General features: G+C 74.4%; 22 protein-coding genes and 1 pseudogene. 14 read left to right on the top strand and 9 right to left on the bottom strand.

Annotated elements, in window-relative coordinates:
- Positions 1 to 16 precede the first annotated feature (16 nt).
- Positions 17 to 589, top strand: coding sequence for a transglutaminase domain-containing protein (locus ACH4F6_RS31275; protein WP_397963728.1), 573 nt, complete (start codon positions 17 to 19; stop codon positions 587 to 589).
- A gap of 181 nt (positions 590 to 770) precedes the next feature.
- Here ACH4F6_RS31275 and ACH4F6_RS31270 read toward each other — a convergent pair whose 3' ends face one another.
- Complete coding sequence (locus ACH4F6_RS31270) at positions 771 to 1499, bottom strand: lysophospholipid acyltransferase family protein (RefSeq protein WP_397963727.1); 729 nt, start codon at positions 1497 to 1499, stop codon at positions 771 to 773.
- A gap of 440 nt (positions 1500 to 1939) precedes the next feature.
- Here ACH4F6_RS31270 and ACH4F6_RS31265 point away from each other — a divergent pair, with 440 nt between their 5' ends.
- The 4 genes from ACH4F6_RS31265 (at position 1940) to ACH4F6_RS31250 (ending at position 5035) form a co-directional block, all read left to right on the top strand.
- Positions 1940 to 2299 (top strand): thioredoxin family protein, encoded by a 360-nt coding sequence (locus tag ACH4F6_RS31265; RefSeq protein ID WP_397963906.1) that lies wholly within the window; start codon positions 1940 to 1942, stop codon positions 2297 to 2299.
- Positions 2300 to 2506: 207 nt separating this feature from the next.
- Positions 2507 to 3016 (top strand): flavin reductase family protein, encoded by a 510-nt coding sequence (locus tag ACH4F6_RS31260; RefSeq protein WP_397963726.1) that lies wholly within the window; start codon positions 2507 to 2509, stop codon positions 3014 to 3016.
- A gap of 216 nt (positions 3017 to 3232) precedes the next feature.
- The gene (locus ACH4F6_RS31255; RefSeq protein ID WP_397963725.1) at positions 3233 to 4021 is read left to right on the top strand and encodes an electron transfer flavoprotein subunit beta/FixA family protein; all 789 of its coding nucleotides are present in this window, start codon (positions 3233 to 3235) and stop codon (positions 4019 to 4021) included.
- Positions 4022 to 4072: 51 nt separating this feature from the next.
- The gene (locus ACH4F6_RS31250) at positions 4073 to 5035 is read left to right on the top strand and encodes an electron transfer flavoprotein subunit alpha/FixB family protein (protein WP_397963724.1); all 963 of its coding nucleotides are present in this window, start codon (positions 4073 to 4075) and stop codon (positions 5033 to 5035) included.
- A gap of 71 nt (positions 5036 to 5106) precedes the next feature.
- On the opposite strand, the gene ACH4F6_RS31245 is transcribed toward ACH4F6_RS31250, so the two are convergent.
- A complete protein-coding gene (locus ACH4F6_RS31245; protein ID WP_397963723.1) occupies positions 5107 to 6042 on the bottom strand; it encodes an endonuclease/exonuclease/phosphatase family protein in 936 nt (311 codons plus the stop codon).
- A 173-nt stretch (positions 6043 to 6215) separates the two neighbouring features.
- On the opposite strand from ACH4F6_RS31245, the gene ACH4F6_RS31240 reads away from it, so the two are divergent.
- Positions 6216 to 7520, top strand: a complete 1305-nt coding sequence (locus tag ACH4F6_RS31240) for a DUF6986 family protein (RefSeq protein WP_397963722.1) — start codon at positions 6216 to 6218, stop codon at positions 7518 to 7520.
- A 174-nt stretch (positions 7521 to 7694) separates the two neighbouring features.
- Here the strand turns inward: ACH4F6_RS31240 and ACH4F6_RS31235 are convergent, their stop codons facing one another.
- Positions 7695 to 8084: a VOC family protein gene (locus tag ACH4F6_RS31235; RefSeq protein WP_397963721.1), complete on the bottom strand. Its 390-nt coding sequence runs from the start codon at positions 8082 to 8084 to the stop codon at positions 7695 to 7697.
- Positions 8085 to 8432: 348 nt separating this feature from the next.
- Positions 8433 to 9482, bottom strand: coding sequence for a LacI family DNA-binding transcriptional regulator (locus tag ACH4F6_RS31230; RefSeq protein WP_397963720.1), 1050 nt, complete (start codon positions 9480 to 9482; stop codon positions 8433 to 8435).
- Between the two features lie 192 nt (positions 9483 to 9674).
- Here ACH4F6_RS31230 and ACH4F6_RS31225 point away from each other — a divergent pair, with 192 nt between their 5' ends.
- The 4 genes from ACH4F6_RS31225 to ACH4F6_RS31210 all read left to right on the top strand — a co-directional run bounded on the left by ACH4F6_RS31225 (position 9675) and on the right by ACH4F6_RS31210 (position 16803).
- Complete coding sequence (locus ACH4F6_RS31225; protein WP_397963719.1) at positions 9675 to 10631, top strand: ROK family protein; 957 nt, start codon at positions 9675 to 9677, stop codon at positions 10629 to 10631.
- Positions 10632 to 11078: 447 nt separating this feature from the next.
- Positions 11079 to 15377 (top strand): TIR domain-containing protein, encoded by a 4299-nt coding sequence (locus ACH4F6_RS31220; protein ID WP_397963718.1) that lies wholly within the window; start codon positions 11079 to 11081, stop codon positions 15375 to 15377.
- A 41-nt stretch (positions 15378 to 15418) separates the two neighbouring features.
- A complete protein-coding gene (locus ACH4F6_RS31215) occupies positions 15419 to 15619 on the top strand; it encodes a hypothetical protein (protein WP_397963717.1) in 201 nt (66 codons plus the stop codon).
- Positions 15620 to 15759: 140 nt separating this feature from the next.
- Entirely contained in the window at positions 15760 to 16803 is a 1044-nt protein-coding gene (locus ACH4F6_RS31210) for an NUDIX domain-containing protein (protein WP_397963716.1), read from the top strand.
- A gap of 119 nt (positions 16804 to 16922) precedes the next feature.
- Here ACH4F6_RS31210 and ACH4F6_RS31205 read toward each other — a convergent pair whose 3' ends face one another.
- Positions 16923 to 18278 (bottom strand): dipeptidase, encoded by a 1356-nt coding sequence (locus tag ACH4F6_RS31205; RefSeq protein ID WP_397963715.1) that lies wholly within the window; start codon positions 18276 to 18278, stop codon positions 16923 to 16925.
- Between the two features lie 134 nt (positions 18279 to 18412).
- Here ACH4F6_RS31205 and ACH4F6_RS31200 point away from each other — a divergent pair, with 134 nt between their 5' ends.
- On the top strand, positions 18413 to 19651 hold the full coding sequence (locus ACH4F6_RS31200) for a geranylgeranyl reductase family protein (RefSeq protein WP_397963714.1): 1239 nt from the start codon (positions 18413 to 18415) through the stop codon (positions 19649 to 19651).
- 18 nt (positions 19652 to 19669) lie between these two features.
- On the opposite strand, the gene ACH4F6_RS31195 is transcribed toward ACH4F6_RS31200, so the two are convergent.
- Entirely contained in the window at positions 19670 to 20125 is a 456-nt protein-coding gene (locus ACH4F6_RS31195; RefSeq protein ID WP_397963713.1) for a nitroreductase family deazaflavin-dependent oxidoreductase, read from the bottom strand.
- A 151-nt stretch (positions 20126 to 20276) separates the two neighbouring features.
- On the opposite strand from ACH4F6_RS31195, the gene ACH4F6_RS31190 reads away from it, so the two are divergent.
- The gene (locus ACH4F6_RS31190) at positions 20277 to 20990 is read left to right on the top strand and encodes a TetR/AcrR family transcriptional regulator (RefSeq protein ID WP_397963712.1); all 714 of its coding nucleotides are present in this window, start codon (positions 20277 to 20279) and stop codon (positions 20988 to 20990) included.
- A gap of 329 nt (positions 20991 to 21319) precedes the next feature.
- Positions 21320 to 22936: an alpha/beta hydrolase gene (locus ACH4F6_RS31185; protein WP_397963711.1), complete on the top strand. Its 1617-nt coding sequence runs from the start codon at positions 21320 to 21322 to the stop codon at positions 22934 to 22936.
- Between the two features lie 61 nt (positions 22937 to 22997).
- Here ACH4F6_RS31185 and ACH4F6_RS31180 read toward each other — a convergent pair whose 3' ends face one another.
- Positions 22998 to 23276, bottom strand: a complete 279-nt coding sequence (locus tag ACH4F6_RS31180; RefSeq protein ID WP_397963710.1) for a DUF6332 family protein — start codon at positions 23274 to 23276, stop codon at positions 22998 to 23000.
- 101 nt (positions 23277 to 23377) lie between these two features.
- On the opposite strand from ACH4F6_RS31180, the gene ACH4F6_RS31175 reads away from it, so the two are divergent.
- On the top strand, positions 23378 to 23770 hold the full coding sequence (locus tag ACH4F6_RS31175; protein ID WP_397963709.1) for a MarR family winged helix-turn-helix transcriptional regulator: 393 nt from the start codon (positions 23378 to 23380) through the stop codon (positions 23768 to 23770).
- A gap of 60 nt (positions 23771 to 23830) precedes the next feature.
- Here the strand turns inward: ACH4F6_RS31175 and ACH4F6_RS31170 are convergent, their stop codons facing one another.
- Both ACH4F6_RS31170 and ACH4F6_RS31165 read right to left on the bottom strand, forming a co-directional pair.
- A complete protein-coding gene (locus tag ACH4F6_RS31170) occupies positions 23831 to 24577 on the bottom strand; it encodes a maleylpyruvate isomerase family mycothiol-dependent enzyme (protein ID WP_397963708.1) in 747 nt (248 codons plus the stop codon).
- Between the two features lie 39 nt (positions 24578 to 24616).
- Positions 24617 to 24744: pseudogene (locus tag ACH4F6_RS31165) on the bottom strand (esterase); the annotation flags it as partial.

The following is a 24744-nucleotide window of genomic DNA, read 5'->3' as shown; positions in this document are numbered from 1 at the left end:
CCTATGCTCTCCAGGCATGCAGCTGATCCAGGAGAACCCCGACCTTTCCGCCTACTTGGCCGCCGACGAGGTCATCGACCATGACCACCCGCTGGTGCGGGAGACCGCCGCGCGTCTCGCCGAGAACGCGGAGGACTCGTATTCCTATGCGCGCCTGGCCTTCGAGTTCGTACGCGACACCATTCCCCACTCGCAGGACTCCGGGGACCTGCGCGTCACCTGGCGGGCCTCCGACGTCCTGGAGACGAGGACGGGCATCTGCTACGCCAAGGCCCACGCGCTGGCCGCGCTGCTGCGGGCGGAGGACATCCCGACGGCGCTGTGCTATCAGAAGCTCGACGTGGTGCACGGACTGGTCGCCGTCCGCTTCCACGGCGCCTGGCACCGCCAGGACCCCCGGGGCAACAAACCGGGCGTGGACGCCCGGTTCTCCCTGGACGGCGAACGGCTGGCCTTCACCCCCGACACCGGGGCCGGCGAATCCGACCACCCCGTCCTGTACGCCGCGCCGCACCCGGCGGTCCTCGGCGCGCTGAAGGCCGCCCCCGACCGGCCGTACCTCTGGAAGACGCTGCCCACCGCTCTGTGAGCGCCCCGGCGCGGAGCCGGCCGCCGGCGGTCGTCGGGCTCCCGGCGCGCGCGACGGGGGAGGGGACCACGGGGCCGACGCGGACGTGGGCGAGGGCCTGCCGCGGGGCCGTCGGCCGGGCGGGCGGCCGCGGCAACCGGTCCCAGGGGGAACCCGGCGCCGCGGCCGGCCTGAGGGAACGTCAGCGGGCCTCGGCCCGGCGCACCTGCTCGGGCGTCGGCGCGGTGCCGCCCAGGTGGGCCGGCATCCACCAGGTGTCGTTCGCGTCCTTGGGGCGCACCGGGTAGGCGCGCTGGGCGGCCTCCAGGAGCTCCTGCACCCGCTCGCGCAACTGCCGTGTGAGGGCGCCCGCGTACTTGTCGCGGGAGGCCTCGATCGCCTCGCCGACCCGGATGGTGATGGGGGTGTGGCTGCGCTTGAAGTTGCGCGGGTGCCCCTTGGTCCACAGCCGCTGCGTGCCCCACACGGCCATCGGGACGAGCGGCACGCCCGCCTCCTGGGCCAGCCGCGCGGCGCCCGACTTGAAGCTCTTCAGGGTGAACGACTCGGAGATCGTGGCCTCCGGGAAGACCCCGACGACCTCGCCCGAGCGCAGCGAGTCCAGGGCGTGCGCGTACGCCGCCTCGCCCTGCTTGCGGTCCACGGGAATGTGCTTCATCCCGCGCATCAGCGGACCGGAGATGCGGTGCCGGAAGACCGACTCCTTCGCCATGAAGCGCACGAGACGTTTCTGCGGGAGCGCCGCCAGGCCGTTGAAGATGAAGTCGAGGTAGCTGATGTGGTTGCTCACCAGCACGGCTCCGCCCGAGCGCGGGATGTTCTCCGACCCCTTGCAGTCGATCTTGAGGTCCCAGACCTTGAACAACGTCTGGGCGAGGCCGACGACGGGGCGGTAGACAAGCTCTGCCATGGGCGGGGCGAACCCTTCCTACTCTCTGCCCGGGAACGGACTCCCCGACGGCAAAGTTACGCAGCCGTAGGTTTACGGCTTGTCGCAGATCGTGCCCGAAGAACGGCCGGGTAGCCAGTCCTCGTGCCCGCGATCCGCGAGATCCTCGTCACGTCACCCCCGCGGTCCACCTCGTCCTGCGAGATCACCTTTGCTCCGTACGCACCGTCACCCGCCGTACGAGCCGGTACATCCCGCGTCCCGGGCGGTGTCCGGAGGCGGCGCCGAGGAGGGCGGCCGCGGTCGCCGCGCGTCCCGGCCGTCCGCGCGCGCCGCGCGTCGGCCCTCCCGTGGCGGAACGGCTCCGGAGCGGCGGGAATCTTCGCCGTCCCCTGAACGCTTGAGCAGACGAGGACCGGACTTCTGGTGTGCGGGCGCCCGCGACGGCGGGCGTCCGCCGAGTGCCGTACCGGCGGCGGAGCGGGAGGGCGCGCGTGCGCGGGCGTGACGAAGGACAGCGGCTCGAGGCGGGCCGGCTGGGCGGCGAACTCGGCGAACGCGCCACGCTCGTGCAGTTCTCCAGCGCCTTCTGCGCCCCCTGCCGGGCGACCCGCCGGATCCTCGGCGAGGTGGCCGGCATGGTCCCCGGCGTCGTCCACCTGGAGATCGACGCCGAGGCCCGGCTGGACCTCGTCCGCGAGCTCGGCGTCCTCAGGACCCCGACGGTGCTGGTCCTCGACGCCGGCGGTCGCGTCGTGCGCCGCGCCGCCGGCCTGCCGCGCAAGGCCGACGTCGTCGCGGCCCTCGGGGAGGCGGTGTGAACGCAGGTCACCGGAGGGTGAGGCGGCTCCCGGATGCCGGGACGCACTTGACGGCGCACGCCCTATATCGTCAGCCTGACAGCATGCCTGAGGAACTCCTTCTCCACGGGCGGGTCCCCGTCGACCTGGTCCGTACCGCGAGCGCGCGCTGTCCTGGCTGCTGAGCAGCCACCGACCGCCACGCCCCCCTCCGCAGAAGGACGACTCATGACGGCCACACCCGGCCTCGGCACCCCTCGGCTCGCCTCCCCCGAACTGCTGCGCTCCGTCTTCCGCCGGCACGCGGCGGGCGTGGCCGTGATCACAGCGCCCGGCGAGCCGGGCCCGGTGGGCTTCACCGCCACCTCCCTCACCTCGGTCTCCGCCGAGCCCCCGATGCTGTCGTTCGGCATCGGCACGGGCGCCTCGAGCTGGCCGGCGGTCTCCCGGGCCGGCCACGTCGGCGTGCACATACTCGGCGAGCACCAGCGGGAGCTGGCCGCCACCTTCGCGCGCAGCGGAGCCGACCGGTTCGGCCCCCCGACGGTGTGGCGGGAGGGGCCCGAGGGCGTGCCCGTCCTCGACGGCGTACTGGCCTGGCTGGCGTGCCGGGTCGTCGCGCGGGTGCCCGCGGGGGACCACCGCCTCGTGCTGGCCGAGGTCGTCGCCGGGGACCCCGCCGGTGCGGGCCGTCCGCTGCTCTACCACCAGGGCCGGTTCACCGCTCTGCGTGATTGATCACGGCCCCCACCCCTGCGGGACGGCCGGATTCCGATTACGCTGCGTTGCGGAGGTCACAGTTCAAAGCGCTTGCTCAGCGGGCAGGAACTGGATGTACTGACGAGTAATATTTCGGTCGGAGCGCAGGCCGCCCCGACCGGGATCGGCCGCTTGGGGCGCCTATGCTGCCTGCAAGAGGCAGCCGAGAACTGACGATGCAGTAGGAGAGCCGGCGTGAGCTTGAGGATCGTTGTCACTGTGAAGTACGTGCCCGACGCCACTGGCGACCGGCACTTCGCCGATGACCTGACCGTCGACCGGGACGACGTGGACGGTCTGCTCTCCGAACTCGACGAGTACGCCGTCGAGCAGGCGCTGCAGATCTCCGAGAACTCCGACGACGACGTGGAGATCACCGTCCTGACGGTGGGCCCCGAGGACGCCAAGGACGCCCTGCGCAAGGCCCTGTCCATGGGCGCCGACAAGGCGATCCACGTCGAGGACGACGACCTGCACGGCACCGACGCCATCGGCACCTCCCTGGTGCTGGCCAAGGCGATCGAGAAGGCCGGCTACGACCTGGTCATCTCCGGCATGGCCTCCACCGACGGCACCATGGGCGTCGTCCCGGCCCTGGTCGCGGAGCGCCTGGGCGTGCCGCAGGTCACCCTGCTGTCCGAGGTCTCCGTCGAGGACGGCACGGTCAAGGGCCGCCGCGACGGCGACACCGCCTCGGAGCAGCTGGAGGCCTCCCTGCCGGCGGTCGTGTCGGTGACCGACCAGTCCGGCGAGGCGCGCTACCCGTCCTTCAAGGGCATCATGGCCGCCAAGAAGAAGCCGGTGGAGTCCTGGGACCTGGAGGACCTCGAGATCGAGGCCGAGGAGGTCGGTCTCGACGGCGCGTGGACCAAGGTCGAGTCCGCGGCCGAGCGTCCGGCGCGCACCGCCGGCACGATCGTCAAGGACGAGGGCGAGGGCGGCAAGCAGCTCGCTGAGTTCCTCGCGAGCCAGAAGTTCATCTAAGGCTCGACACGCCGACCGCCCCTCAACTTCGTTTCGCAGGAGAGCATTCCCATGGCTGAAGTCCTCGTCTACGTCGACCACGTGGACGGTGCCGTCCGCAAGCCCACCCTCGAGCTGCTCACGCTCGCCCGCCGCATCGGCGAGCCGGTCGCCGTCGCCCTCGGCGCCGGCGCCGGCGACACCGCCGCCACGCTCGCCGAGCACGGCGCGGTGAAGGTCCTCACCCACGACGCGTCCGAGTACGCCGACTACCTGGTCGTACCGAAGGTGGACGCGCTCCAGGCCGCCGTCGGGGCCGTCTCCCCGGCCGCCGTGCTGGTGTCGTCCTCCGCGGAGGGCAAGGAGATCGCCGCCCGTCTGGCGCTGCGCATCGGTTCCGGCATCATCACCGACGCCGTCGACCTGGAGGCCGGCGACGAGGGCCCGGTGGCCACCCAGTCGGTGTTCGCCGCGTCCTTCACCACCAAGTCGCGCGTGATCAAGGGCACCCCGGTCATCACCGTCAAGCCGAACTCGGCCGCGGTGGAGGCCGCTCCGGCCGCCGGTGCGGTCGAGGCCCTGTCGGTGACCTTCGGCGAGCTGGCGACGGGCACCAAGGTCACCGGCCGTACGCCGCGTGAGTCGACGGGCCGCCCCGAGCTGACCGAGGCCGCGATCGTGGTCTCCGGCGGCCGTGGCGTCAACGGCGCGGAGAACTTCGCGATCATCGAGGCCCTCGCCGACTCCCTCGGCGCGGCCGTCGGCGCCTCGCGTGCCGCCGTCGACGCCGGCTGGTACCCGCACACCAACCAGGTCGGCCAGACCGGCAAGTCGGTCTCGCCGCAGCTGTACATCGCCAACGGCATCTCCGGTGCGATCCAGCACCGCGCCGGCATGCAGACCTCGAAGACGATCGTGGCCGTCAACAAGGACGCCGAGGCCCCGATCTTCGACCTGGTCGACTACGGCGTCGTCGGCGACCTGTTCGACGTCGTCCCGCAGCTCACCGAGGAGATCAAGACCCGCAAGGGCTGATCGTCCGGCCGGCGGAACGCCGCGAGACCGTACGAGGCCCCCGTGACCGCCGAGGTCACGGGGGCCTCGGCTCATCCCGGGCTCACGGAGGCCAGCACCGGCAGGTGGTCGCTCGGGTACCGGCCGTTCCGCGAGAAGGTGTCGACCCGGGTCCGGTGGACCGTGACGCCCGGCGTCGCGAGGATCCAGTCGATGCGGGCGCCGCCCGGGACGAGCGCCTTGTACCCGTGGTACGTCCCGTACCCCGTGCCGCGCCGCCGTGCCGTGTCCCAGGTGTCGACGAGACCGGCGGCCAGGAGCGTGTCGTAGACCGGATCGCGGTGGGCCACGGCGTTGAAGTCGCCGGTCACCAGCAGCGGCAGGGCGGGGTCGAACGTCGCGAGCCGCTCGGTGATCAGCGAGGCGGCGCGCACGCGCGCGTAGCCGCTCTCGTTGTCGAGGTGGGTGTTGAAGAGGCAGAACTCCCGCCCCCCGGCCCGTACGTCGCGGAAGCGGACCCAGGTGACCATGCGGGGGTAGCCCGCGCCCCAGGTGTTGGAACCGGGCACCTCCGGCGTGTCGGAGAGCCAGAAGTGGGCGTGCTCGACCGGCGTCAGCCGGCGGGTGTCGTAGAAGACGGCCATCGACTCGTCGTCGCCGCCTCCGCGGCCCCTGCCGATCCAGTCGTAGTGCGGTCCGAGGTCGGCCTCGACGTCCCGCAGCTGCGGCGGCTGGCCCTCCTGGGTGCCGATGACATGGGGTGCCGCCGCCCGTAACAGGTCGCGCATCACCGGGCGGCGGGACGCCCAGCTGTGGGGCTCCTTCGTGCTCGGGAAGCGCAGGTTGAACGTCATGACCTCCAGGGGCGGCACGGGGGCCGGCCGCGCCGGGGCCGCGCGCTCCTCGCCGCGGCGGCGGCCGTCGTGGGCCCCGGAGGACCGGACCGTCGCGAGCAGCGGAACGGCGAGGGCGGCCGCCACCACGGTCCTCAGTCCGGCGCGCCGCGCCATCTCCGCGTCGTCGGTCATCCGTCCCTCCCCTCGTGATCCAGGATGAAGGCGCGCACCGGCGGACGGAAGGGTTTCCGGGAGGCGGACGGGGGACCACGGCACGGACGGGGTGTTGACCGGCCGGAAGATCCACGGATAGCTTCGTTGTGCGGATTGCTGATTCCGTACAGCGGAAAGCCGGAGGGTGCGGGATGGGGCAGGGCCGACAGGAGACCGTGGCGACGAGTCTGGCGGGCGCCGTCACCGAGGAGATCAGCGCCTCCCTCGCCCCGGTCGACGCCGAACTCGAGCGCCGCTACCCCGGCGACCCCGGCACCCGCCAGCCCGTCCACACCGTCTACGTCCCCGGCGACGCCTTCACCGCCGGCACGATCCGCTCCTGGGGCGGGCAGGCCCTGGCCGCCCTCGACGAGCACGCGCCGGACCCCGCGTCCTTCGCCGCCGTCCTCGGCCTCCCCGACGAACTGGCCGAGCCGGTGTACACGCGCGTGCGCGCCAAGCTGGAGCGCGAGCCGGTGGAGGACCTGCGGGTCGACTTCGAGGACGGCTACGGCTCCCGCCCCGACGCCGAGGAGGACGCGACGGCGGCACGGGCCGCCCGGCTGATCGCCGAGGCGTACGCGAAGGGAACGGCGGCCCCGTACACGGGCATCCGCACGAAGTGCATGGAGGCCGCCGTCCGCGACCGGGGCATCCGCACCCTGGACGTCTTCCTCACCGGCCTGATGGAAGCCGGAGGTCTGCCGGACGGCCTGGTCCTGACCCTGCCGAAGGTGACCTACCCCGAGCAGGTCGGCGCGATGGTCCGGCTCCTGGAGGCCTTCGAGGAGGCGCGCGGACTGGCGCCCGGCCGGCTCGGCTTCGAGATCCAGATCGAGACCAGCCAGGCCGTCCTCGCCACCGACGGCACCGCCACCGTCGCCCGCATGATCCAGGCGGCCGGGGGCCGCGCCACGGGCCTGCACTACGGCACCTTCGACTACAGCGCCTGCCTCGGCGTCTCCGCCGCCCACCAGGCCGCCGACCACCCGGCCGCCGACCACGCCAAGGCGGTCATGCAGGTCGCGGCGGCCGGCACCGGAGTCCGGCTCTCGGACGGCTCCACGAACGTCCTGCCCGTCGGCCCCACCGAGCAGGTGCACGACGCCTGGCGCCTGCACTACGGCCTCGTCCGCCGCGCCCTCGCCCGTGCCTACTACCAGGGCTGGGACATGCACCCCGGCCACCTCCCCACCCGGTACGCCGCCGTCTTCGCCTTCTACCGCGAGGGGTTCGCGCAGGCCGCCGAGCGCCTGGCGCGGTACGCCCGCCGGGCCGGCGGCGACGTGATGGACGAGCCGGCCACCGCCAAGGCCCTCGGCGGCCATCTGCTGCGCGGTCTGGACTGCGGTGCGCTGGACCTCGCCGAGGTGACCGCGGCCACCGGTCTGTCCCGGGCGGACCTGGAGGGCTTCGCGGCACCCCGCCGCGGCGGTCCGACGGCCTCCGCGCGGTAGCCGCGACCGGCACGCGGCCCCCTGCGGCGCACGAGTGCGGCAGGGGGGCCGCGGTGGCGGCGTCACGACCGGGGCGGACGGCAACGGACGTGCTCAGGACCGGCGTTGGACGGCCGACGGCCGGGACGGCGACGCCCCGGCCGTCGGCCGGTCCGCGCGGCCGGCTGCCGCCCGCTACTGCTCGGAGAAGCCGTACGGGCGCGTGATGATCTCCATCCCGTGCCCCGCCGGATCCATGAAGTACAGCCCACGGCCGCCGTGGTGGTGATTGATCTCACCGGGGTGCTTGCCGTGCGGGTCGGCGTAGTACGTGATCCCGGCCCGTTCGATCCGGTCGAAGGCCGCGTCGAACTCCTCGTCGGAGACGAGGAACGCGTAGTGCTGCATGGCGATCGACTCCGCCGGGACGGTGGCGAAGTCCAGGGTGACTCCGTTGCTGACGTCGACGGGGACGAACGGCCCCCACTCCGCCCCGACTTCGAGACCCAGGACGTGGGCGAGGAACGCGGCGGACTCCCGGTTGTCGCGGGAGTGGACGATGGTGTGATTCAGCTCGACTGACATGTGCGGAATGCCTCCGTAAGGCACTCACGGGCACCTCCATGCCTCACCCGGCCGGTGACCGACACGCGATGCCGTCCGATGATCCTAACGGGCGCGGAGGCGCGCCGGACCGGAATGCGTCACCGGTGCCCGCCGGGGGAACGGTCGGGTGCCGCGCTCGCGCAGCCCCCTCGACTGCGCGGGATCTCGGGGGAGTTCGGTGAGCGGGGCGGCGTGCGCTCAGGCGGGCCGGCCGGATCCCGGCTCGTTCTCGGCCCTCGGCACCCGTACCGGTATCCGCATCGGCGGGATGACGCCGCACGCGCGCGTCCCGGGGCGCGGTCGTCCGCCGCGTTCCCCGCGGGCGGCTCAGCCCGCCGGAGGCAGCTCGCCCGAGCCGCGGGTGATGAGCCGGGTGGGCAGCTGGACGCGTTCGGGGGCGATCAGGGTGCCGTCCAGCTGCCGGAACAGGCGCTCGGCGGCGGTGCGCCCGAGGGCCGCCGCGTCCTGGGCGACCACGGTGACGCCCGGCTGGAGGAGGTCGGCGAGCTCCAGGTCGTCGAAGGCGACGAGGGCGACCGGCCGGGCCAGCTCGGCGAGCACCCGGATGACGGTGACGGTCACCCGGTTGTTGCCCGAGAAGACCGCCGTGACCGGGGCGGGTCCGGACAGCATCTCCTCGGCCGCCCGGCGCACCCGCCCGGGGTCGGTGGCGCCCAGGGACATCCAGGCGTCCTCCACCGGTATGCCGGCGTCCTCCATCGCCGCCCGGTAGCCGCGCAGGCGCTCCGCCGCGGTGTGGATGCGCGGCATGTCGCCGATGAAGCCGATCCGGCGGTGCCCGTGCGCGACGAGGTGGGCGACGCCCTCGCGGGCGCCCCCGAAGTTGTCCGACAGGACGCAGTCGGCGTCGATCCGCCCGGCCGGCCGGTCCACGAACACCGTGGCCACCCCCGCCCTGATCTCGGGCTCCAGGTACCGGTGGTCGTCCCCGGCCGGGATCACCACCAGGCCGTCCACCCGCCGCGCGCACAGCGCCAGCGCCAACTCCTGCTCACGGTCCGGGTCCTCGGCGCTGGAACCGTTGATGAGCAGCGCGCCGTGGGCCCGGGCCACCTCCTCCACCGCCCGGCTGAGCGGACCGTAGAACGGGTCGGCGAGGTCCTCCAGGACCAGGCCGATGCTCGCGGTGCGGCCCTTGCGCAGGACGCGCGCGCTGTCGTTGCGGCGGAAGCCGAGCGCGTCGATGGCCTCCTGGACCCGCCGTTCCGTCTCCGGGGTGACCCCCGACTCGCCGTTCACCACCCGTGAGACGGTCTTCAGGCCGACGCCCGCCCGTGCCGCGACGTCCTTCATCGTGGGACGGTTGCCGTAGCGGGTTCCGGAGAGGCCGACTGGCCGGCGGGGCGTCTCGGGCACGATGCGGTGTCCTGTCCTGTCGTCCGCGGGGATGCGTGCGTCCCCGGGGGTGTATGAGGATGTGGCGTCGAGCATAGGCCCTGGACAACGTTGTCAGATGCAGGGGAGACTGACGACCGCAATCTCCGGCCCACGTCCCCCACCGCTGGACCGGCCAGCCCTTTTCACCGGTTGACGGGGAGAACCGAGACTGTGACGCACACCGACCTCGTGGCCGCGCTGGACATCGGCGGCACCAAGATAGCCGGAGCGCTGGTGGACGGCGACGGCACGATCCTGGCCCGCGCCCAGCGGCCCACACCCGCGCAGGAGGACGGCGACACCGTGATGCGGGCCGTCGACGAGGTACTGGGAGACCTGGCGGAGTCACCGCTGTGGGGGCGCGCCCACGCCGTCGGCATCGGCAGCGCGGGACCGGTCGACGCCTCCGCCGGCACGGTGAGCCCGGTGAACGTGCCCGGCTGGCGCGACTATCCGCTCGTCGAACGGGTGCGCGCCGCGACCGGGGGCCTGCCCGTCGAGCTGATCGGCGACGGCGTGGCGATCACGGCCGCCGAGCACTGGCAGGGCGCCGCCCGCGGCCATGACAACGCCCTGTGCATGGTGGTCTCCACCGGAGTGGGCGGCGGGCTGGTCCTCGGCGGGCGGGTGCACCCCGGTCCCACCGGCAACGCCGGTCACATCGGCCACATCAGCGTGGACCTCGACGGCGACCCGTGCCCGTGCGGGGCACGCGGGTGCGTGGAGCGGATCGCCAGCGGCCCGAACATCGCCCGCCGCGCCCTGGAGAACGGCTGGCGGCCCGGTCCGGACGGGGACGCGTCCGCGGCCGCGGTGGCCGCCGCGGCCCGCGCGGGCGACCCGGTCGCCGTCGCCTCCTTCGCTCGCGCCGCCCAGGCCCTGGCCGCCGGCATCGCCGCCACCGCGACCCTCGTGGAGATCGACGTCGCGGTGATCGGCGGAGGCGTCGGCAAGGCGGGCGACGTCCTCCTCACGCCCCTGCGGCGCTCCCTCGCCGACTACGCGACCCTGTCGTTCGTCCGCCGCCTGACCGTGGTGCCCGCGCAGACGGGCACGGACGCGGGGCTGGTCGGCGCGGCCGCGGCGGCGCTGGCGCGCCGGCCCGGGGTGACGGCGGCGGGCGTCTGACCGTCCGCTGAAGGAACGTTCAGGCGGTCGTGGTCGTGGTCGCGGACTCGGCCACGGGCGTGCGCCGGTCTGCGCGGGCGCCCTCGGCCCAGGGTGCGCACCCGGCCGAGGGCGCGCACCCGGCCGTGCACCTGGCTCCGGGCACGCGCCCGACTCCGGCCCCGCACGCGCCCGCGTACAGGCGCCCGCCCCTGGCCGTGCCCGTCTCCGGCCGTGCTCGTCCCGGCCGTGCCCGCCTCCGGCCGCGCTCGCCTCCGGCACGCGTCCGCGTCCGCGTCCGCGGGCCGGCCCGGGCCCCGGTGCCGGCCGGTCCGGGGCCCGTCCCCGGCCGGTCCGGGCTCCGGCGACGTCCCGCAGCGGCCCGCCCGTGTCCGTCCCCGGCTCCCGCGGCTCCCGCGGCTCCCGCGGGGACCCGCCGGCCGACCGCGAACGGTAGGGTGCCGCGTCATGACGCGTGCCTCATCACCCGACGCGCCACGGGTCTTCATCTCCTACGCGCACGAGGACGACGGCGGCGTCCATGCCGACCGGGTGCGGGAGCTGTACCACCTGTTACGGGCCCACCACGTGGACGCGCAGCTCGATCGCGTGGCCGTCGAGCACCGTCCGAACTGGGCCCGGTGGATGTCGGGCGAGAGCCGTGCGGCGCACCACGTCCTCGTGATCGCGTCGCCCGCCTACCGGCGGCGGGCCGAGGGAACCGAGAGGCCCGGGGCCGGTCTGGGCGTCGCCTGGGAGACCGGGCACCTGCAGGACTACGTCTACGCCCATCCGTGGGACTGGCACGAGCGGATCCTCACGGTCCTGCTGCCCGGCGGTTCGCGGGACGACCTGCCCGGCTACCTCCTGAGCACCGCCGTACCGCCCTTCAGGGTCGACCCGATCACCCGCGAAGGCGCCGAGAAGCTTCTGCGCTACCTGCTGGAGCAGCCGTACGAACGTGAGCCCGCGCTCGGCCCCCGGCCGGTGTTCCCCCCGCGGGACACCGCGTCCGGCCCCCGCCCGGTGCCGCCTCCGCCGGACACCGCGCCCGCCGGCCGGGCGGAGGGCGACCCCGCCGAACTGACGGAGCTGTGGCGGAGTTCGCAGGCCTCCGCCGCCGAGGCGGAGATCGTCGGTCTGCATCCGCTGGGCCGTCGACTGCTGCTGTCGGAGGGGCTGTACGTCCGGCGCACCGTCGAGCAGGACATCGTCTCGGCCCTCGGGTCCCCGGGGTGCACGGCCGTGGTGGGCGAGGCCGGGTACGGCAAGACCAGTCTCGTCTGGGCCGTCCACACGCGGTTCGCCGAGCAGGGCCGACGGCCCCTGTTCATCCGTGCGAGCAGTCTGCTGTCCGGCCTGTACGAGGCGACGCCCGCCCCCTCGGCCCGCCGGACGGGCTCGCTCACTCCCGAAGTGGTCCTCCGCGGCGTCGAACAGGCGGCGCGGCGGGACCCGTCGACCGTGCTGCTGATCGACACCGTCGACCTCCTCATGCACAGCGACGACGCCTGCGCCCTCGTCGTGGACGTGGTGCGCGCGGCGGACCGCCTGCGCCTGCCCACGCTCCTGACCTGCCGCCCGGTGGAGGCCCAGCGCCTCACGCACTCCGCCGAGCGGGCCGGCGTCGGCGTCCGGACGAAGAACCTGGCCTCCTACGACGCCGACGAGTGGCCCGAGGCCGTCCGCAGCTACGCCCGCGGCTTCTACGAGGGACTGCGGGAGGCGCCGTCCCCGGACGCGGTCGTCGAACGCGTCATGAACGCCGCCTCGCGCGGCCGGGCCCTGCGCGAGGTGTGCGTCAACCCCTTCGCGCTGCGGCTCCTGTTCGAGCTGTACGCCCCCGCCGAACCCGACGAGGACGTGGACACGCCCCATCTGTACGACCGGTTCTGGCAGCGGCGCGTGGTGAGCGACCAGCGGGCCTGGCGGGCGTCCACGACGCCGGCCGCGCCCGACCTGTCCCCGCACGCGCGCGCCGCCGCACGGCTGATCCTCGCCTCCAGCCGGCTGGACGCGCGGCGGGCCGACCTCGAGGACCGCATCGCGTACCAGCTGGCCCGGACGCCCGGGCACACCGCGGGCAGCGGCACGGCGGAGGTCACGGAGGCCGTGGAGGCGCTGCGGTCACGGGGCGTGCTGTCCGTCCGTGAACAGACCGGGTACCTCTGGTTCTTCCACCAGACCTTCTTCGAGCACGCCGCGGCACGGGGCGTGCTCGCCTGCGGGCCCGAGGCCGTCGACGACCTGATGCGGCGGGTGGCCCGCGATCCCGGGGACCTCTACTTCGGCGAGGTCGCCAGCGAGGTGCTGCTGATGGCCGGCCGGCTGCCCGAGGCGGACGGCGAGACCTTCTCGACGGACCGGGCGGACGCGGCACTGGCGCGGTGGCTGGCCTCCGACGACCCCGCACTGCTGGGCATGGGCCTGCGCGTCTACGCCAAGCTCAAACGGCCCGGCCCCCTGGTGCGCGAGAGCGCCCCGCACGCCCTGCTGCGGGCCGACACCCCGATGATCGACCGGTTCCTGCGGCTCGTGCCGTCCGTGACCCACGACGACCTGCGCCGCCCGCTGGACGACCTGGCCCTGCTGTGGGCGTCGGCGCGGGACGCCAAACGGGTCAGGAAGGGCGTGCTCGAGGCGCTCGTACGGCTCGCCACCCAGGACCGCGCGGCCGTCGAGGCGTTCACCCGTGAGCAGGCCTGCTTCGACTGGCTCACGTCGCTGCCCGCGAACGAACTGCACCACAACGAAAGGCTGCCCTTCCGTCTCCTGGACGCCGTGGCCGGAGCCGACCCCGAGCGCGCCGTGGACCTCGCCACCGGCTTCTGGGGGACGGCCGTCCGCACGGGGCGCCTGACGCTCCTGACCGACCTGCTGGTGCGGATGGCGGACTGGGACCTCCCGCCCCGTCTCGTCCGCCGGGCGGTCACGGAGTTCCTGCGGGAGTTCGCGGGCATCCGCCCGGACAAACAGGACACCGTCCCCTTCGAGCGGGCGTTCGGCCGGTTCGCCCTCGGCGGCGCGCCGCGGCCCGAAGACGTCCGGCGGGAGCTGCGCACCTGGCTGGGCGGCGAGGACACGGCGGCCACCACGGGCAAGGGGGGCGCCTCGAGCGTGCCGGCCCTGCGGACGAGGCTGCGCATGCACACGGCCGCCGTCCTGAACGGGCTGGCCCTGGACCCGGCCGAGTTCCTGGACACGGTCCTGTCCACCCGGCATCCGGCACGGCAGCTCGCCGTCTGCTACGGCGTCCTCTCGGAGGCGCTCATCGGCCGGGCCGCACGGCTGCGCCACGACCCGCGCGGCGACGCGGGCGACCGGGAAGCGCCTCCCGCGACGGAGAACGCCCTCACCGTCGAGGCCCGGCGCCGCTGCGCCCTGGCGCTGCGGTCCCTGCCGTGCGAGGAGAACGCGCCGTCCGGCGGCAAGGACGAGCGATGGCTGTGGCGCAACGCCCTCCAGGAGGCCAGGCTTCCCGCGGAGGTCCTCCTGACGCTGCTGCCCGACGCGCCGGCCGAGTCGCTCTGGCTGAGCAACGCGGGCCTCAGCTCGTTCCTGATCCCCGCCTCCATCGCCGGCCACCCCCGGGCGCGGCGGGTCCTGGACAGGCTCGTCGACGACCGGGACGTCCAGGAGCGGCTGCGCCGCACCAAGGCGGGACGTGCCGCGCTGGAGAACATGATCGGCCAGTTGCAGTACGCCGTGCCCGGCCACCCGGAGCTGCTCGACCGTCTCCTCGCGTACGCCCGCACCGCGGCGGACCCGCAGGTGCTCCACCAGACGCTGGGCGACCTGGCCAAGGCCGTGCGGTCGCAGGAGAAGGGCGCCCGCCCGGCCCCGGACCCGGTTCCGCCGACGCACCGGCGCACGCTCGTGGCGTACCGGCGGGAACTCGTCGGCGACCGCCGGCCGGACATCCGCCGCCACGGCTTCATCCTGTGGAAGGTCCTGCTCCGGCTCGGCTGCGACGACTGGCCGACGGTCGACGAGATCGTCCGGGCCTGGCGGGACGCAGCCGCCCAGGACCTGCGCAACGCCCTGCTGGAGCTGGCGGGCGCGACGGTGCCCGGCCGGGTGTGGGACGCCGCCGCCCCGGCGGCGCTGCTGCGCCTCCTGCGGCCGCTGCTCACGGCCGGCCGGGAGGCCCGGGCCGAGCCGCCGAGGCGGGCCACCGAGCAGGTGATCAGCCACGAGTCCAACGCCCGCATCCTGCTGGCGCAGGCCCACGCCCACCTCGGCGAGCTCGACCGCGCCGACCGCAGCGTGGCGTTCGTGGTGTGCCTGGCCGAACGCGCCGGTTACGACGTGCGGACCGAGCTGGGCAGCGGCACGGTCAGCGAGATCTTCCGCTCGCTGGGTTTCCTCCTGGAGCGGCTGCTGCCCGAGGACCCCGGCGAGGCGGCCCGGCTCACCGCGACCGTGGTGGAGGCCCTGCACCGGGTCCAGCCGAGGGACGTCAAGTGGAAACGGGACATCGCCCGGCTCTGGGCGGTCTTCCTGGGCGACCTGTGCGCCCGGCTGACCCCCGCCGCACAGGAGCGCTGGGTGCGCCGGATGCTGTGCGAACCGGCCTTCTGCGCTCCCGTGGTGTCGGCGGCGGCCCAGCTGAAGCCCAAGCCGGCGTGGCTGGACGTCCTCTTCCGCGAGGAGGGCACGCCGGCCTCCCTGCGGGAGAGCATGCGGGGCAGCAACTATCTGCACGGGCGGGCCGAGGGCGGCGCCGGCGGCTGGCGGGAACTGCTGGACCACCGGCCGCTGTACTGAGGGGGCGTGACCCGTGGCCGCCCCGTCGCGTTGAACCGGCCATGAAGAAGCGCAGCATGCTCGCCATCGCCTCCCTCGCCACCGGCTTCGTCGTCGCGGCGATCACCCCCTCGCACGGCCTCGGCGGCCAGGACCACGACGGGCTGAACGTGGGCGACACCCTCAGCCGGGTCGACCCGGCCCTCGTCGGCGACAGCCTGGCCGGCCTCGAGGAGGGCGCCCCGGGCGGCGAGGAGGACTGACGGATTCCGCACGAGAGCGTGGCGCCGGTCCCCACCGTCAGGGGGCCGGCGCCACGGCGTCGGGCGCCCTCTACGGGAGGTGGTTTCCGTGGCAGGGTGGAGCGGGCAAGCCACAGGGGGCCAACAGAAGAGGGGGACACGTGACCGTCGTTTGGATCAACGGCGCGTTCGGTGCGGGGAAGACGACCACCGCACGGGAACTGATCGACCTGATTCCGAACAGCACGCTCTTCGACCCCGAGGTCGTCGGCGCGGCGCTCCCGCACCTGCTGCCGCCCAAGCGCCTCGCCGAGGTCGGCGACTTCCAGGACCTGCCGATCTGGCGCCGGCTGGTGATCGACACCGCGGCCGCGCTGCTCGGCGAGCTCGGCGGCACGCTCGTCGTCCCCATGACCCTGCTGCGCCAGGAGTACCGCGACGAGATCTTCGGCGGCCTCGCGGCCCGGCGCATCCCCGTCCGGCATGTGCTCCTCGCCCCGGCGGAAACGATCCTGCGCGAGCGGATAGCCGGGCGGGAGGTCCCGCCCGACCTCCCCGACGGCGAGATGCGCGTACGGCAGTGGTCGTACGACCACATCGAGCCGTACCGCGCCGCCCTCGCCGCCTGGCTCACCGCCGACGCCCACCCGGTCGACACCAGTGACCTCACCCCGTACGAGACGGCCGTGCGCATCGCCGACGCCGTGGCCACGGACGCCGTGACCGCCTGTGACATCGTGCAGACCCCCGAGCCCACCGCCGAGACGCTGGCCGCCGGGGTGCTGCTCTTCGACGAGCGGGACCGGGTCCTGCTCGTCGATCCGACCTACAAGCCCGGCTGGGAGTTCCCCGGCGGTGTCGTGGAGCCCGGCGAGGCACCCGCGCGCGCGGGCATCCGCGAGGTCGAGGAGGAGACCGGCATCCGGCTGGACGACGTCCCCCGGCTGCTCGTCGTCGACTGGGAACGGCCGGCGCCTCCCCGGTACGGCGGTCTGCGCCTCCTCTTCGACGGCGGCCGGCTCGCCCCCGCGGCGGCCGAGGGGCTGCTGCTGCCCGGACCCGAACTGCGCGGCTGGCGCTTCGTCACCGAGGAGGAGGCGGCCGACCTGCTGCCGCCGGTCCGCTACGAGCGGCTGCGCTGGGCGCTGCGGGCGCGCGAGCGGGGCGCGGCGCTGTACCTGGAGGCGGGCGTCCCGGTCGGCTGAGTCAGGCGGCCGAGGCGGCGCGGCGCCCTTGTCGGCTCCGCCGCGTGGTCGCCGGAGCCGACCGTGGAGAGGGCCCCGCCCGGTGGGCGAGGCACTCCGCCGGCGACGGAGCCGACGGCTCAGCTCGCCGCGTAGGTGCGCAGGAACAGGGCCTCCGCCACCGACAGACGCTCCAGCTCCTGCGGGGACACGCTCTCGTTCACCGCGTGGATCTGCGCCTCCGGCTCGCTCAGGCCGATGAGGAGGATCTCCGCACGCGGGTAGAGGGCGGCGAGGGTGTTGCACAGCGGGATGGAGCCGCCCTGGCCGGCGTAACTCATCTCCTGGCCGGGGTAGGCCACCGCCATCGCCTCGGCCATCGCCGCGTACGCCGGGCTCGTGGTGTCGGCGCTGAACGGCTGGCCCTGCCCGATCTGCTCGGTCCGCACCCGCGCGCCCCACGGCGTGTGCGCCTCCAGGTGGGCCTGGAGCAGCTTCGCCGCCTCGGCCGCGTCCACGCCCGGCGGCACCCGCAGGCTGATCAGCGCGCGGGCGCTCGCCTGCACGGACGGGGTGGCGCCGACCACCGGCGGGCAGTCGATGCCGAGGACGGTGACCGCCGGGCGCGCCCAGATGCGGTCGGCGACGGTGCCGGAGCCGATCAGCTCGACGCCGTCGAGGACCTTGGCGTCGCTGCGGAACTGCTCCTCGTCGTACTGGAGGCCCTCCCAGGGGGAGCCGTCGGTCAGTCCGTCGACGGTCGTCGAGCCGTCCTCGGCGCGCAGCGAGTCCAGGACGCGGATCAGCGCGCCCAGCGCGTCCGGGGCGGCGCCGCCGAACTGGCCGGAGTGCAGGTTGCCCGCCAGCGTGTCGATCGTCACCCGGACCATGGTCATGCCGCGCAGGGTGGAGGTGACGGTGGGCAGGCCGACGCGGAAGTTGCCCGCGTCGCCGATCACGATGGTGTCGGCGGCGAGCAGCTCGGGGTGCTGCTCGGCGTAGCGCTCCAGGCCACCCGTGCCCTGTTCCTCGGAGCCCTCGACGATCACCTTGACGTGGACCGGGACCCCGCCGTTCGCCTTGAGGGCGCGCAGGGCCAGCAGGTGCATGATGAAGCCGCCCTTGCAGTCGGCGGTGCCGCGCCCGTACCAGCGGCCGTCGCGCTCGGTCAGCTCGAAGGGCGGGGTGAGCCAGCCGGCCTCGTCCAGCGGCGGCTGCACGTCGTAGTGGGCGTAGAGCAGGACGGTCCTGGCGCCCGCGGGACCGGGCAGGCAGCCGTAGACGGACTGGGTCCCGTCCGGGGTGTCGAGCAGGGCCACGTCCTGGAATCCCTCGGCGCGCAGGGCGGCCGTGATCCAGTTCGCCGCGGCCTCGCTCTCGCTCCGGGGGAACTGGTCGAAGTCCGCCACCGACTTGAAGGCCACCAGTTCGGTGAGCTCCGCCTTCGCCCGGGGCATGAGCGAGGCGACGGTCTCGGCGACCGGATTCGACGACATGGGCACGCTCCTTGTGGGTGCGACGTTGTACGGATGAGTGCCGTCGATCCTCCCACAGCGGGCTGTGGCGATCTCGGTCGTAGGATGCGTAGGACAGGAGCGGCAGGCGGCTTGATCGGGAGCAGTAGACCATCGTGAGCAGCGAGAACTCTTCGGCGGACGACGTGCGGCAGGTGTGGGACGTCGTCGTGGTGGGCGCGGGACCCGCGGGGGCTTCGGCCGCCTATGCGGCGGCGGTCGCGGGGCGGCGCGTGCTGTTGCTGGAGAAGGCGGAGCTGCCCCGCTACAAGACGTGCGGCGGCGGCATCATCGGACCCTCGCGCGACGCGCTGCCCCCCGGTTTCGAGCTGCCCTTCCAGGACCGGGTGCACGCGGTCACCTTCTCGCACAACGGCCGCTTCGCCCGCACCCGCCGCTCCCGGCAGATGCTGTTCGGCCTGATCAACCGGCCCGAGTTCGACCAGCAGCTCGTCGAGCACGCGCAGAAGGCCGGCGCCGAGCTGCGGACGGGCGTCACCGTGCAGCGCGTCGAGCAGCACGGCTCGGCGGTGCCGGACCGGCGCACGGTCGCGGTGGTCCTCCAGGGCGGTGAGACCCTGCTCGCGCGGGCGGTCGTGGGCGCCGACGGCAGCGCCAGCCGCATAGGGGCGCACGTCGGGGTGAAGCTCGACCAGGTGGACCTCGGCCTGGAGGCGGAGATCCCCGTGCCGGAGACCGTCGCCGAGGACTGGAAGGGGCGGGTGCTCATCGACTGGGGCCCCATGCCGGGCAGTTACGGCTGGGTGTTCCCCAAGGGCGACACGCTCACGGTCGGGGTGATCTCGGCGCGCGGGGAAGGCGCCGCCACCAAGCGGTACCTGGAGGACTTCGTCGGGCGGCTCGGCCTCGCCGGCTTCGAGCCGAGCATCTCCTCCGGCCACCTGACCCGCTGCCGCGCCGACGACTCCCCGCTCTCGCGCGGGCGGGTCCTCGTCTGCGGCGACGCGGCGGGGCTCCTGGAACCGTGGACCCGGGAGGGCATCTCGTTCGCGCTGCGCTCCGGCCGGCTCGCGGGCGAGTGGGCGGTCCGCATCGCGGAGGCGCACGACGCGGTGGACGCCCGCCGTCAGGCGCTGAACTACGCGTTCGCGATCAAGGCCGGACTCGGTGTGGAGATGAGCGTCGGCAAGCGGATGCTGGCCCTCTTCGAACGGCGGCCGGGCCTGTTCCACGCGGCCCTCACCGGTCTGCGGCCGGCCTGGCGGGCGTTCACGGACATCACCCGCGGCCGGACCTCGCTCGGCGAGCTCGTCCGCACGCACCCGCTCGCCCAGCGCGCGCTGACCGCCATGGACCGGCGGCGGACGGGCGAGGGCGCCGGTCCCGCCTCCTGAGCGGACGCACGGACCGGATCACCGCCGGCCGGTGAGGGTGACCCGGAAGACCGGGTGGTCGGGAGCGATGCGGCGCAGGTCGGCGTCGGCCGAGTCGGGGCCGACGCCCTTGAAGAAGACGCCGACCTCGGCCTTCCAGCGCTTGAGGTAGGCGCGCAGCAGCGGCACCTTCTCGTCGTCGCCGACCTCGACCGCGGTGAACTCGTCCACCTTCCTGCCCAGGTGGAGTTCGCCGCCGCCGGCCGCGCGCATGTTGTGCGTCCACTGGACGTGCCCGCGCGGGGCGACGAGGTACTGCTGCCCGTCCACGGTGAGCAGGTTCACCGGCGTCGTCCGCCACTGCCCGCTCTTGCGGCCGCGGACCGCCAGCACCCGGGAACCCCACACGCTCAGGCCGCGGCGGGTCAGCCAGGCCACGGCACGGTTGAGGACGTTGACGGTGAACCAGCCGGGCTTGAGGACGTGCGTGGACATGGCTGCTGCCTCCTGAAGTGTGAGCACTGCTCTCGCTTGCCGTGCCGGAAGTCTGCACCGGATCGGTGGTCCCTTGCAAGAGCGGTGCTCTCTTTTTGTTCCCCTGCTCTCGATTGTGGGCACTGCTCTGTTCCCGTGCGACACTGACGTCATGAGCAGCACCGCCCGAGGGGCCCGCGCCCGCGCCCGGACCGAGATCACCGCCGCCATCAAGGACGAGGCGCGCAGACAGCTCGCGGCCGAGGGCGCCGCCAAGCTCTCCCTGCGGGCCGTGGCGCGCGAGCTGGGCATGGTCTCCTCGGCGCTCTACCGGTACTTCCCGAGCCGCGACGACCTCCTCACCGCGCTCATCATCGACGCCTACGACTCCCTGGGCGAGAGCGCCGAGGCCGCCCACGCCGCCGTCGCGGACGCCGACCCGGTCCGGCGCTGGGTGGCGGTCTGCGAGGGGGTGCGCGGCTGGGCGCTGTCCCACCCGCACGAGTACGCCCTGATCTACGGCTCGCCGGTGCCCGGCTACAGCGCGCCCCCGACGACGGTTCCGGCGGCCGCCCGCGTCGGCGTCCTCCTCATCGGCATCGCCCGCGACGCGCAGCGGGGCCCGGCCCGGCCGGTGCCGCCGCCGCTCCCCGCCGACCTGCGCGCCGAGGCCGAGCGGATGGCGGCCGACCTCGCGCCCGACCTGCCCGCGGAGGTGGTCGCGGTGCTGGTGGCCGCCTGGTCCCAGCTGTACGGGCTGGTGGGCTTCGAGGTGTTCGGGCAGTTCCACCGGGTGGTGGAGGAGCGCGAGCCGTTCTTCCGGCACGCGGTGACCCGGCTCGCCCACGGCGTGGGGCTGGTGCAGGGCGCCGCGTCCGCGGAGTGATCCACCCGGACCGGGCCCGAGCGGACCGGGCCTGAGCGGACCGGGCCTGAGCGGACCGGGCCTGAGCGGACCGGGACGGCCGGACGGCGGCGAGCTCGGGTGTGCGCCGCCCGGGGTGCCGGGCCGGGCGGTCGGGGTGCCGGACCGGGCGGGGGACGCCGGATCGACCGGGTCGGCCGGCCGTGCGGGTCCGGACGGGCGGAACCGCTCGATCGGGTGCGGCCGGCTCGCGGGTGGCGGCCGGGCGGGGTCTCGTGGTCACGGATGCGTGCCGGCGGCCGCTGTCCGGCGGCGCCGGGCGCCCGGCCGTGAAAGGACGTCGCATGCCCATGACTGGTCCGATACCCGGCCGCCGGAAGAGCTGCGCCGCGGTCGCCGCCGCGGTACTGGCCTGCTCGACGGCGCTGACCGGATCCCCCCTCGCCGCGGCGGGCGGAGGTCCCGCCCCCACGGCGCCCGCCCCCGAGCTCGGCTGGAAACCCTGCGCCCAGGACAGGCGGTACGACTGCGCGACGGCGACGGTGCCGCTCGACCACGCGCGCCCCGGCGGGCGCACCCTCCGGCTGGCCGTGGTGAGGCGGAAGGCGACCGGCCCCGGGCGGCGCGCCGGCACCCTGTTCTTCAACCCGGGCGGCCCCGGCGGGCCCGGGACCGTCCAGATGCCGCAGCTGTACGAGTCGTTCCCGCGCGCGGTGCGGGAACGCTTCGACATCGTCAGCTGGGACCCGCGGGGAACCGGCAACAGCACGGCGGTGAACTGCTCCGAGAACACGGAGAAGGCCGGGGCCCCGAGCGCGAGCCGTCCGGCCGGGTTCCCGGTCGGCGCACGGGAGCGCGAGAACTGGATCGCCTCCTACCGGGAGCTGGGCCGGGCCTGCGAGCGGAGCGACCCGCAGCTCCTGCGCCACATCTCGACGGCCGACACCGCGCGCGACCTCGATCTGCTCCGCCGGTCGGTGGGCGAGCCGCGCCTGACCTACCTCGGGATCTCCTACGGCACGATCCTCGGCGCCACCTACGCCAACCTCTACCCGGACACGATCCGTGCCATGGTGCTCGACAGCAACGTCGACCCGGCCGCGTGGACGAACGGCGGATCGCAGCGGGCACGGCTCACCACCTTCCTGCGCATGGGGTCGGACCGCTCGGCGGCCGCGACCCTGGAGCGGTTCCTGTCCCTGTGCGGGGCCGCCACCGTCGAGCGCTGCGCCTTCTCGGCCGGCAGCCCGCAGGCCACCCGCGACAAGTTCGACAGGCTGACCCGGCGCCTGAGGGAACGTCCGGTGGCGTCGTGGACCTATGCCGCGACCGTGGCCGACGTGGTGAGCAGCCTGTACGTCGTCCACCCGGGATGGACGGAACTGGCCGGCCGGCTCCAGGAGCTGTGGCAGGGGCGCGCCCCGACGGCGCCCGCCACGCCCGCCACGACGCCCCCGGTCCCGGTCCCGTACCTGGGCGAGGAGCAGGGCGCCGGCGTGCTCTGCGGCGACAGCCCCAATCCGCGGGACCCCGGCGCCTACCACGTGCTCGAGGAGGCCGCCGCCGCCCGCTCCGGTGACGCGGGGCGCTACTGGACGTGGGCCACGGAGCCGTGCTCGACCTGGCCGGCGCGGCACGCCGACCGGTACGCCGGACCGTGGAACAGGCCGACGGCGCACCCGGTGCTGCTGGTCGGCACCACCTACGACCCGTCCACCCCGTACGAGGGCGCGAAGGCGATGTCCAGGGCGCTCGCCGACGCCCGGCTCCTCACCCACCACGGCTACGGGCACACCACGCTGGCCAACCCCAGCAGCTGCGTCAGCGACCACGTGGGCCGCTACGTCCTCGACGGCGTCCTCCCGCCACCGGGGACGTCGTGCGAACCGGACACCGCGCCCTTCGCGGCGCGCGCACCGCGCGGCGGCGTCGCCACCGGCGGAGGCGGGACGGCGCCGGCGCGGTGAGCGAGGGCGGGAGCTGCCGGCACCGCGTCGCACGCGGTGCCGGCTCCCCGGCCGTGCCGGCCTACGAGTCGGGGCCGGTGCGGCCGGGCCGGGGCCCTTCGGCGCGGAAACGCAGCAGCACGCTCACCACCCGGACCGCGAACACCACGGACGCGAGGACGCCGCCCGCGCGCAGCAGCGACGTCCCGACGGTCTCCGGGAGCGCGAACAGCAGCGCCGGCCCGGCGACCGCCCCGAAGAGCACCGCCGCGACGAAGGCCGCGCTGGCGAGCGCGTAACCGATCTCGACGGTGATCGCGTCCCGTTGTGCCTGCGTGCGCCGTCCCCCGTGACCGCTCATGCCCCGAGTCTCACAGGCGGGCGCCCGGCAGGGCAACAACCCCCCGCCGGGCGCCCGCACTTCGAGGACGTCCGCATGCGTCTCTCTGCTACGGTGCGGCCATGGCGGCGAAGAAGGCCGAACAGGCCCTCGTGGAGGAGTGGCGGGGCATCCTGGCGCTGCACGCGCGGACCCAGTGCGAACTGGACCGCGCGCTGCACCGGCACGGCTTGTGCGGCAGCGACTTCGAGGTGCTCGACGTCCTCGCCGGCCACCCGTTCGCGGACGGCTCGTGCGGCTTCCGCGTGCAGGAGATCGCCGAGCGGGTCCATCTGAGCCAGAGCGCCCTGTCACGCCTGATCGCCCGGCTGGAGAAGGACGGTCTCGTCGAGCGCGGGATGTGCGCCGAGGACCGCCGGGGCGTCCGCGTGGCGCTCACGGGAAAGGGGCGCACGCTGCACGGCGCGGTCCTGCCGGTGCAGCGCGCGGTCCTGACGAGGATGCTCACGGACTGACGCGGATGCTCGCGTCCTGACGCGGGGGGCGGAGCGGGTGGTGCGGTCCGCGGGTCAGGGTCAGATCACGGCGGACTTCTCGCGCCACAAGCCGGCGAGCGCGGCGTCCCCCGTGACGGCGGGGAAGGGCAGCCGGTTCCACACCGCCAGATAGAGCTGCGACGCCGTCCCCGTCACCTCGCAGTCGGCGTCCCCCGCGTCGTCCCGCCGCGCCACGGGGGGCTCGGACGACAGGCGTACGGTCCACACGGCGCCGTCCGCGTCGGTCGCCCGGATCCGCAGCACCCGGGGCGTGTCGGTGCGCACCCGGCTCTTGTCGCGGGCGTGGAAGGCGCGCAGCAACTCGTCGATGCCGTCCACCGCGAAGTTGTGGGAGAAGGAGGCGGCGCTCTCCTGCGGTGTCGCGCCGCGCGCCGACTCCGCGTCCACACGGTGCACGGCCGTCTCGTGCGCCTGCCGCCTGGCCCAGAAGGCGAGCGGCGAGGGGGCGGGCAGGAAGTGCCAGCACTCCAGGTCGGCCGGGGCGGCGGCCAGGGTGTCGACGAGCCGGCGGTGCCCGTCGCGGAACCAGTCCAGCAGCGCGGCGCCGTCGAGGTCCGGCAGCCCGTCCCCGGGACGGGGCGAGGTGCGCCGCTCGGCGATGAACGACGTGGCCCAGCGGTGCACCATCCCGGTGTGCCGCAGCAGGTCCCGGACCTGCCACTCCGGACAGGTCGGGACCTTGGCGTCCGGACCGGCCGCCGTCGCCGCGGCGGCGAGCGACCGGCCCTCACGGTCGAGAACACTGATGAACTCGGCAGTCTCCATGCGGTGATTGTGCCGGATGAAGTGCGCTCCAGGAGGCCGTCAGGCGGTCGCGAAGGCCGTGCGCAGCACGCTGACGGCCTGGTGGATGGCGGCCTCGGCGGCGTGCGTCTCGCGCAGGGCGTCGAGCATGACGAAGTCGTGGATGACGCCCTGGTAGCGCACGGCGG

Source organism: Streptomyces sp. NPDC017936 (assembly GCF_044328485.1).
Lineage (GTDB): Bacteria > Actinomycetota > Actinomycetes > Streptomycetales > Streptomycetaceae > Streptomyces.
This window is presented reverse-complemented; position numbering and strand designations above follow the sequence as displayed.

Coding starts and splice junctions, on each gene's coding strand:
- ACH4F6_RS31275 (WP_397963728.1), top strand. CDS start 17: ATGCAGCTGATCCAGGAGAACCCCGACCTTTCCGCCTACTTGGCCGCC.
- ACH4F6_RS31270 (WP_397963727.1), bottom strand. CDS start 1,499: ATGGCAGAGCTTGTCTACCGCCCCGTCGTCGGCCTCGCCCAGACGTTG.
- ACH4F6_RS31260 (WP_397963726.1), top strand. CDS start 2,507: ATGACGGCCACACCCGGCCTCGGCACCCCTCGGCTCGCCTCCCCCGAA.
- ACH4F6_RS31250 (WP_397963724.1), top strand. CDS start 4,073: ATGGCTGAAGTCCTCGTCTACGTCGACCACGTGGACGGTGCCGTCCGC.
- ACH4F6_RS31245 (WP_397963723.1), bottom strand. CDS start 6,042: ATGACCGACGACGCGGAGATGGCGCGGCGCGCCGGACTGAGGACCGTG.
- ACH4F6_RS31240 (WP_397963722.1), top strand. CDS start 6,216: ATGGGGCAGGGCCGACAGGAGACCGTGGCGACGAGTCTGGCGGGCGCC.
- ACH4F6_RS31235 (WP_397963721.1), bottom strand. CDS start 8,084: ATGTCAGTCGAGCTGAATCACACCATCGTCCACTCCCGCGACAACCGG.
- ACH4F6_RS31220 (WP_397963718.1), top strand. CDS start 11,079: ATGACGCGTGCCTCATCACCCGACGCGCCACGGGTCTTCATCTCCTAC.
- ACH4F6_RS31215 (WP_397963717.1), top strand. CDS start 15,419: ATGAAGAAGCGCAGCATGCTCGCCATCGCCTCCCTCGCCACCGGCTTC.
- ACH4F6_RS31205 (WP_397963715.1), bottom strand. CDS start 18,278: ATGTCGTCGAATCCGGTCGCCGAGACCGTCGCCTCGCTCATGCCCCGG.
- ACH4F6_RS31195 (WP_397963713.1), bottom strand. CDS start 20,125: ATGTCCACGCACGTCCTCAAGCCCGGCTGGTTCACCGTCAACGTCCTC.
- ACH4F6_RS31190 (WP_397963712.1), top strand. CDS start 20,277: ATGAGCAGCACCGCCCGAGGGGCCCGCGCCCGCGCCCGGACCGAGATC.
- ACH4F6_RS31185 (WP_397963711.1), top strand. CDS start 21,320: ATGACTGGTCCGATACCCGGCCGCCGGAAGAGCTGCGCCGCGGTCGCC.
- ACH4F6_RS31180 (WP_397963710.1), bottom strand. CDS start 23,276: ATGAGCGGTCACGGGGGACGGCGCACGCAGGCACAACGGGACGCGATC.
- ACH4F6_RS31175 (WP_397963709.1), top strand. CDS start 23,378: ATGGCGGCGAAGAAGGCCGAACAGGCCCTCGTGGAGGAGTGGCGGGGC.
- ACH4F6_RS31170 (WP_397963708.1), bottom strand. CDS start 24,577: ATGGAGACTGCCGAGTTCATCAGTGTTCTCGACCGTGAGGGCCGGTCG.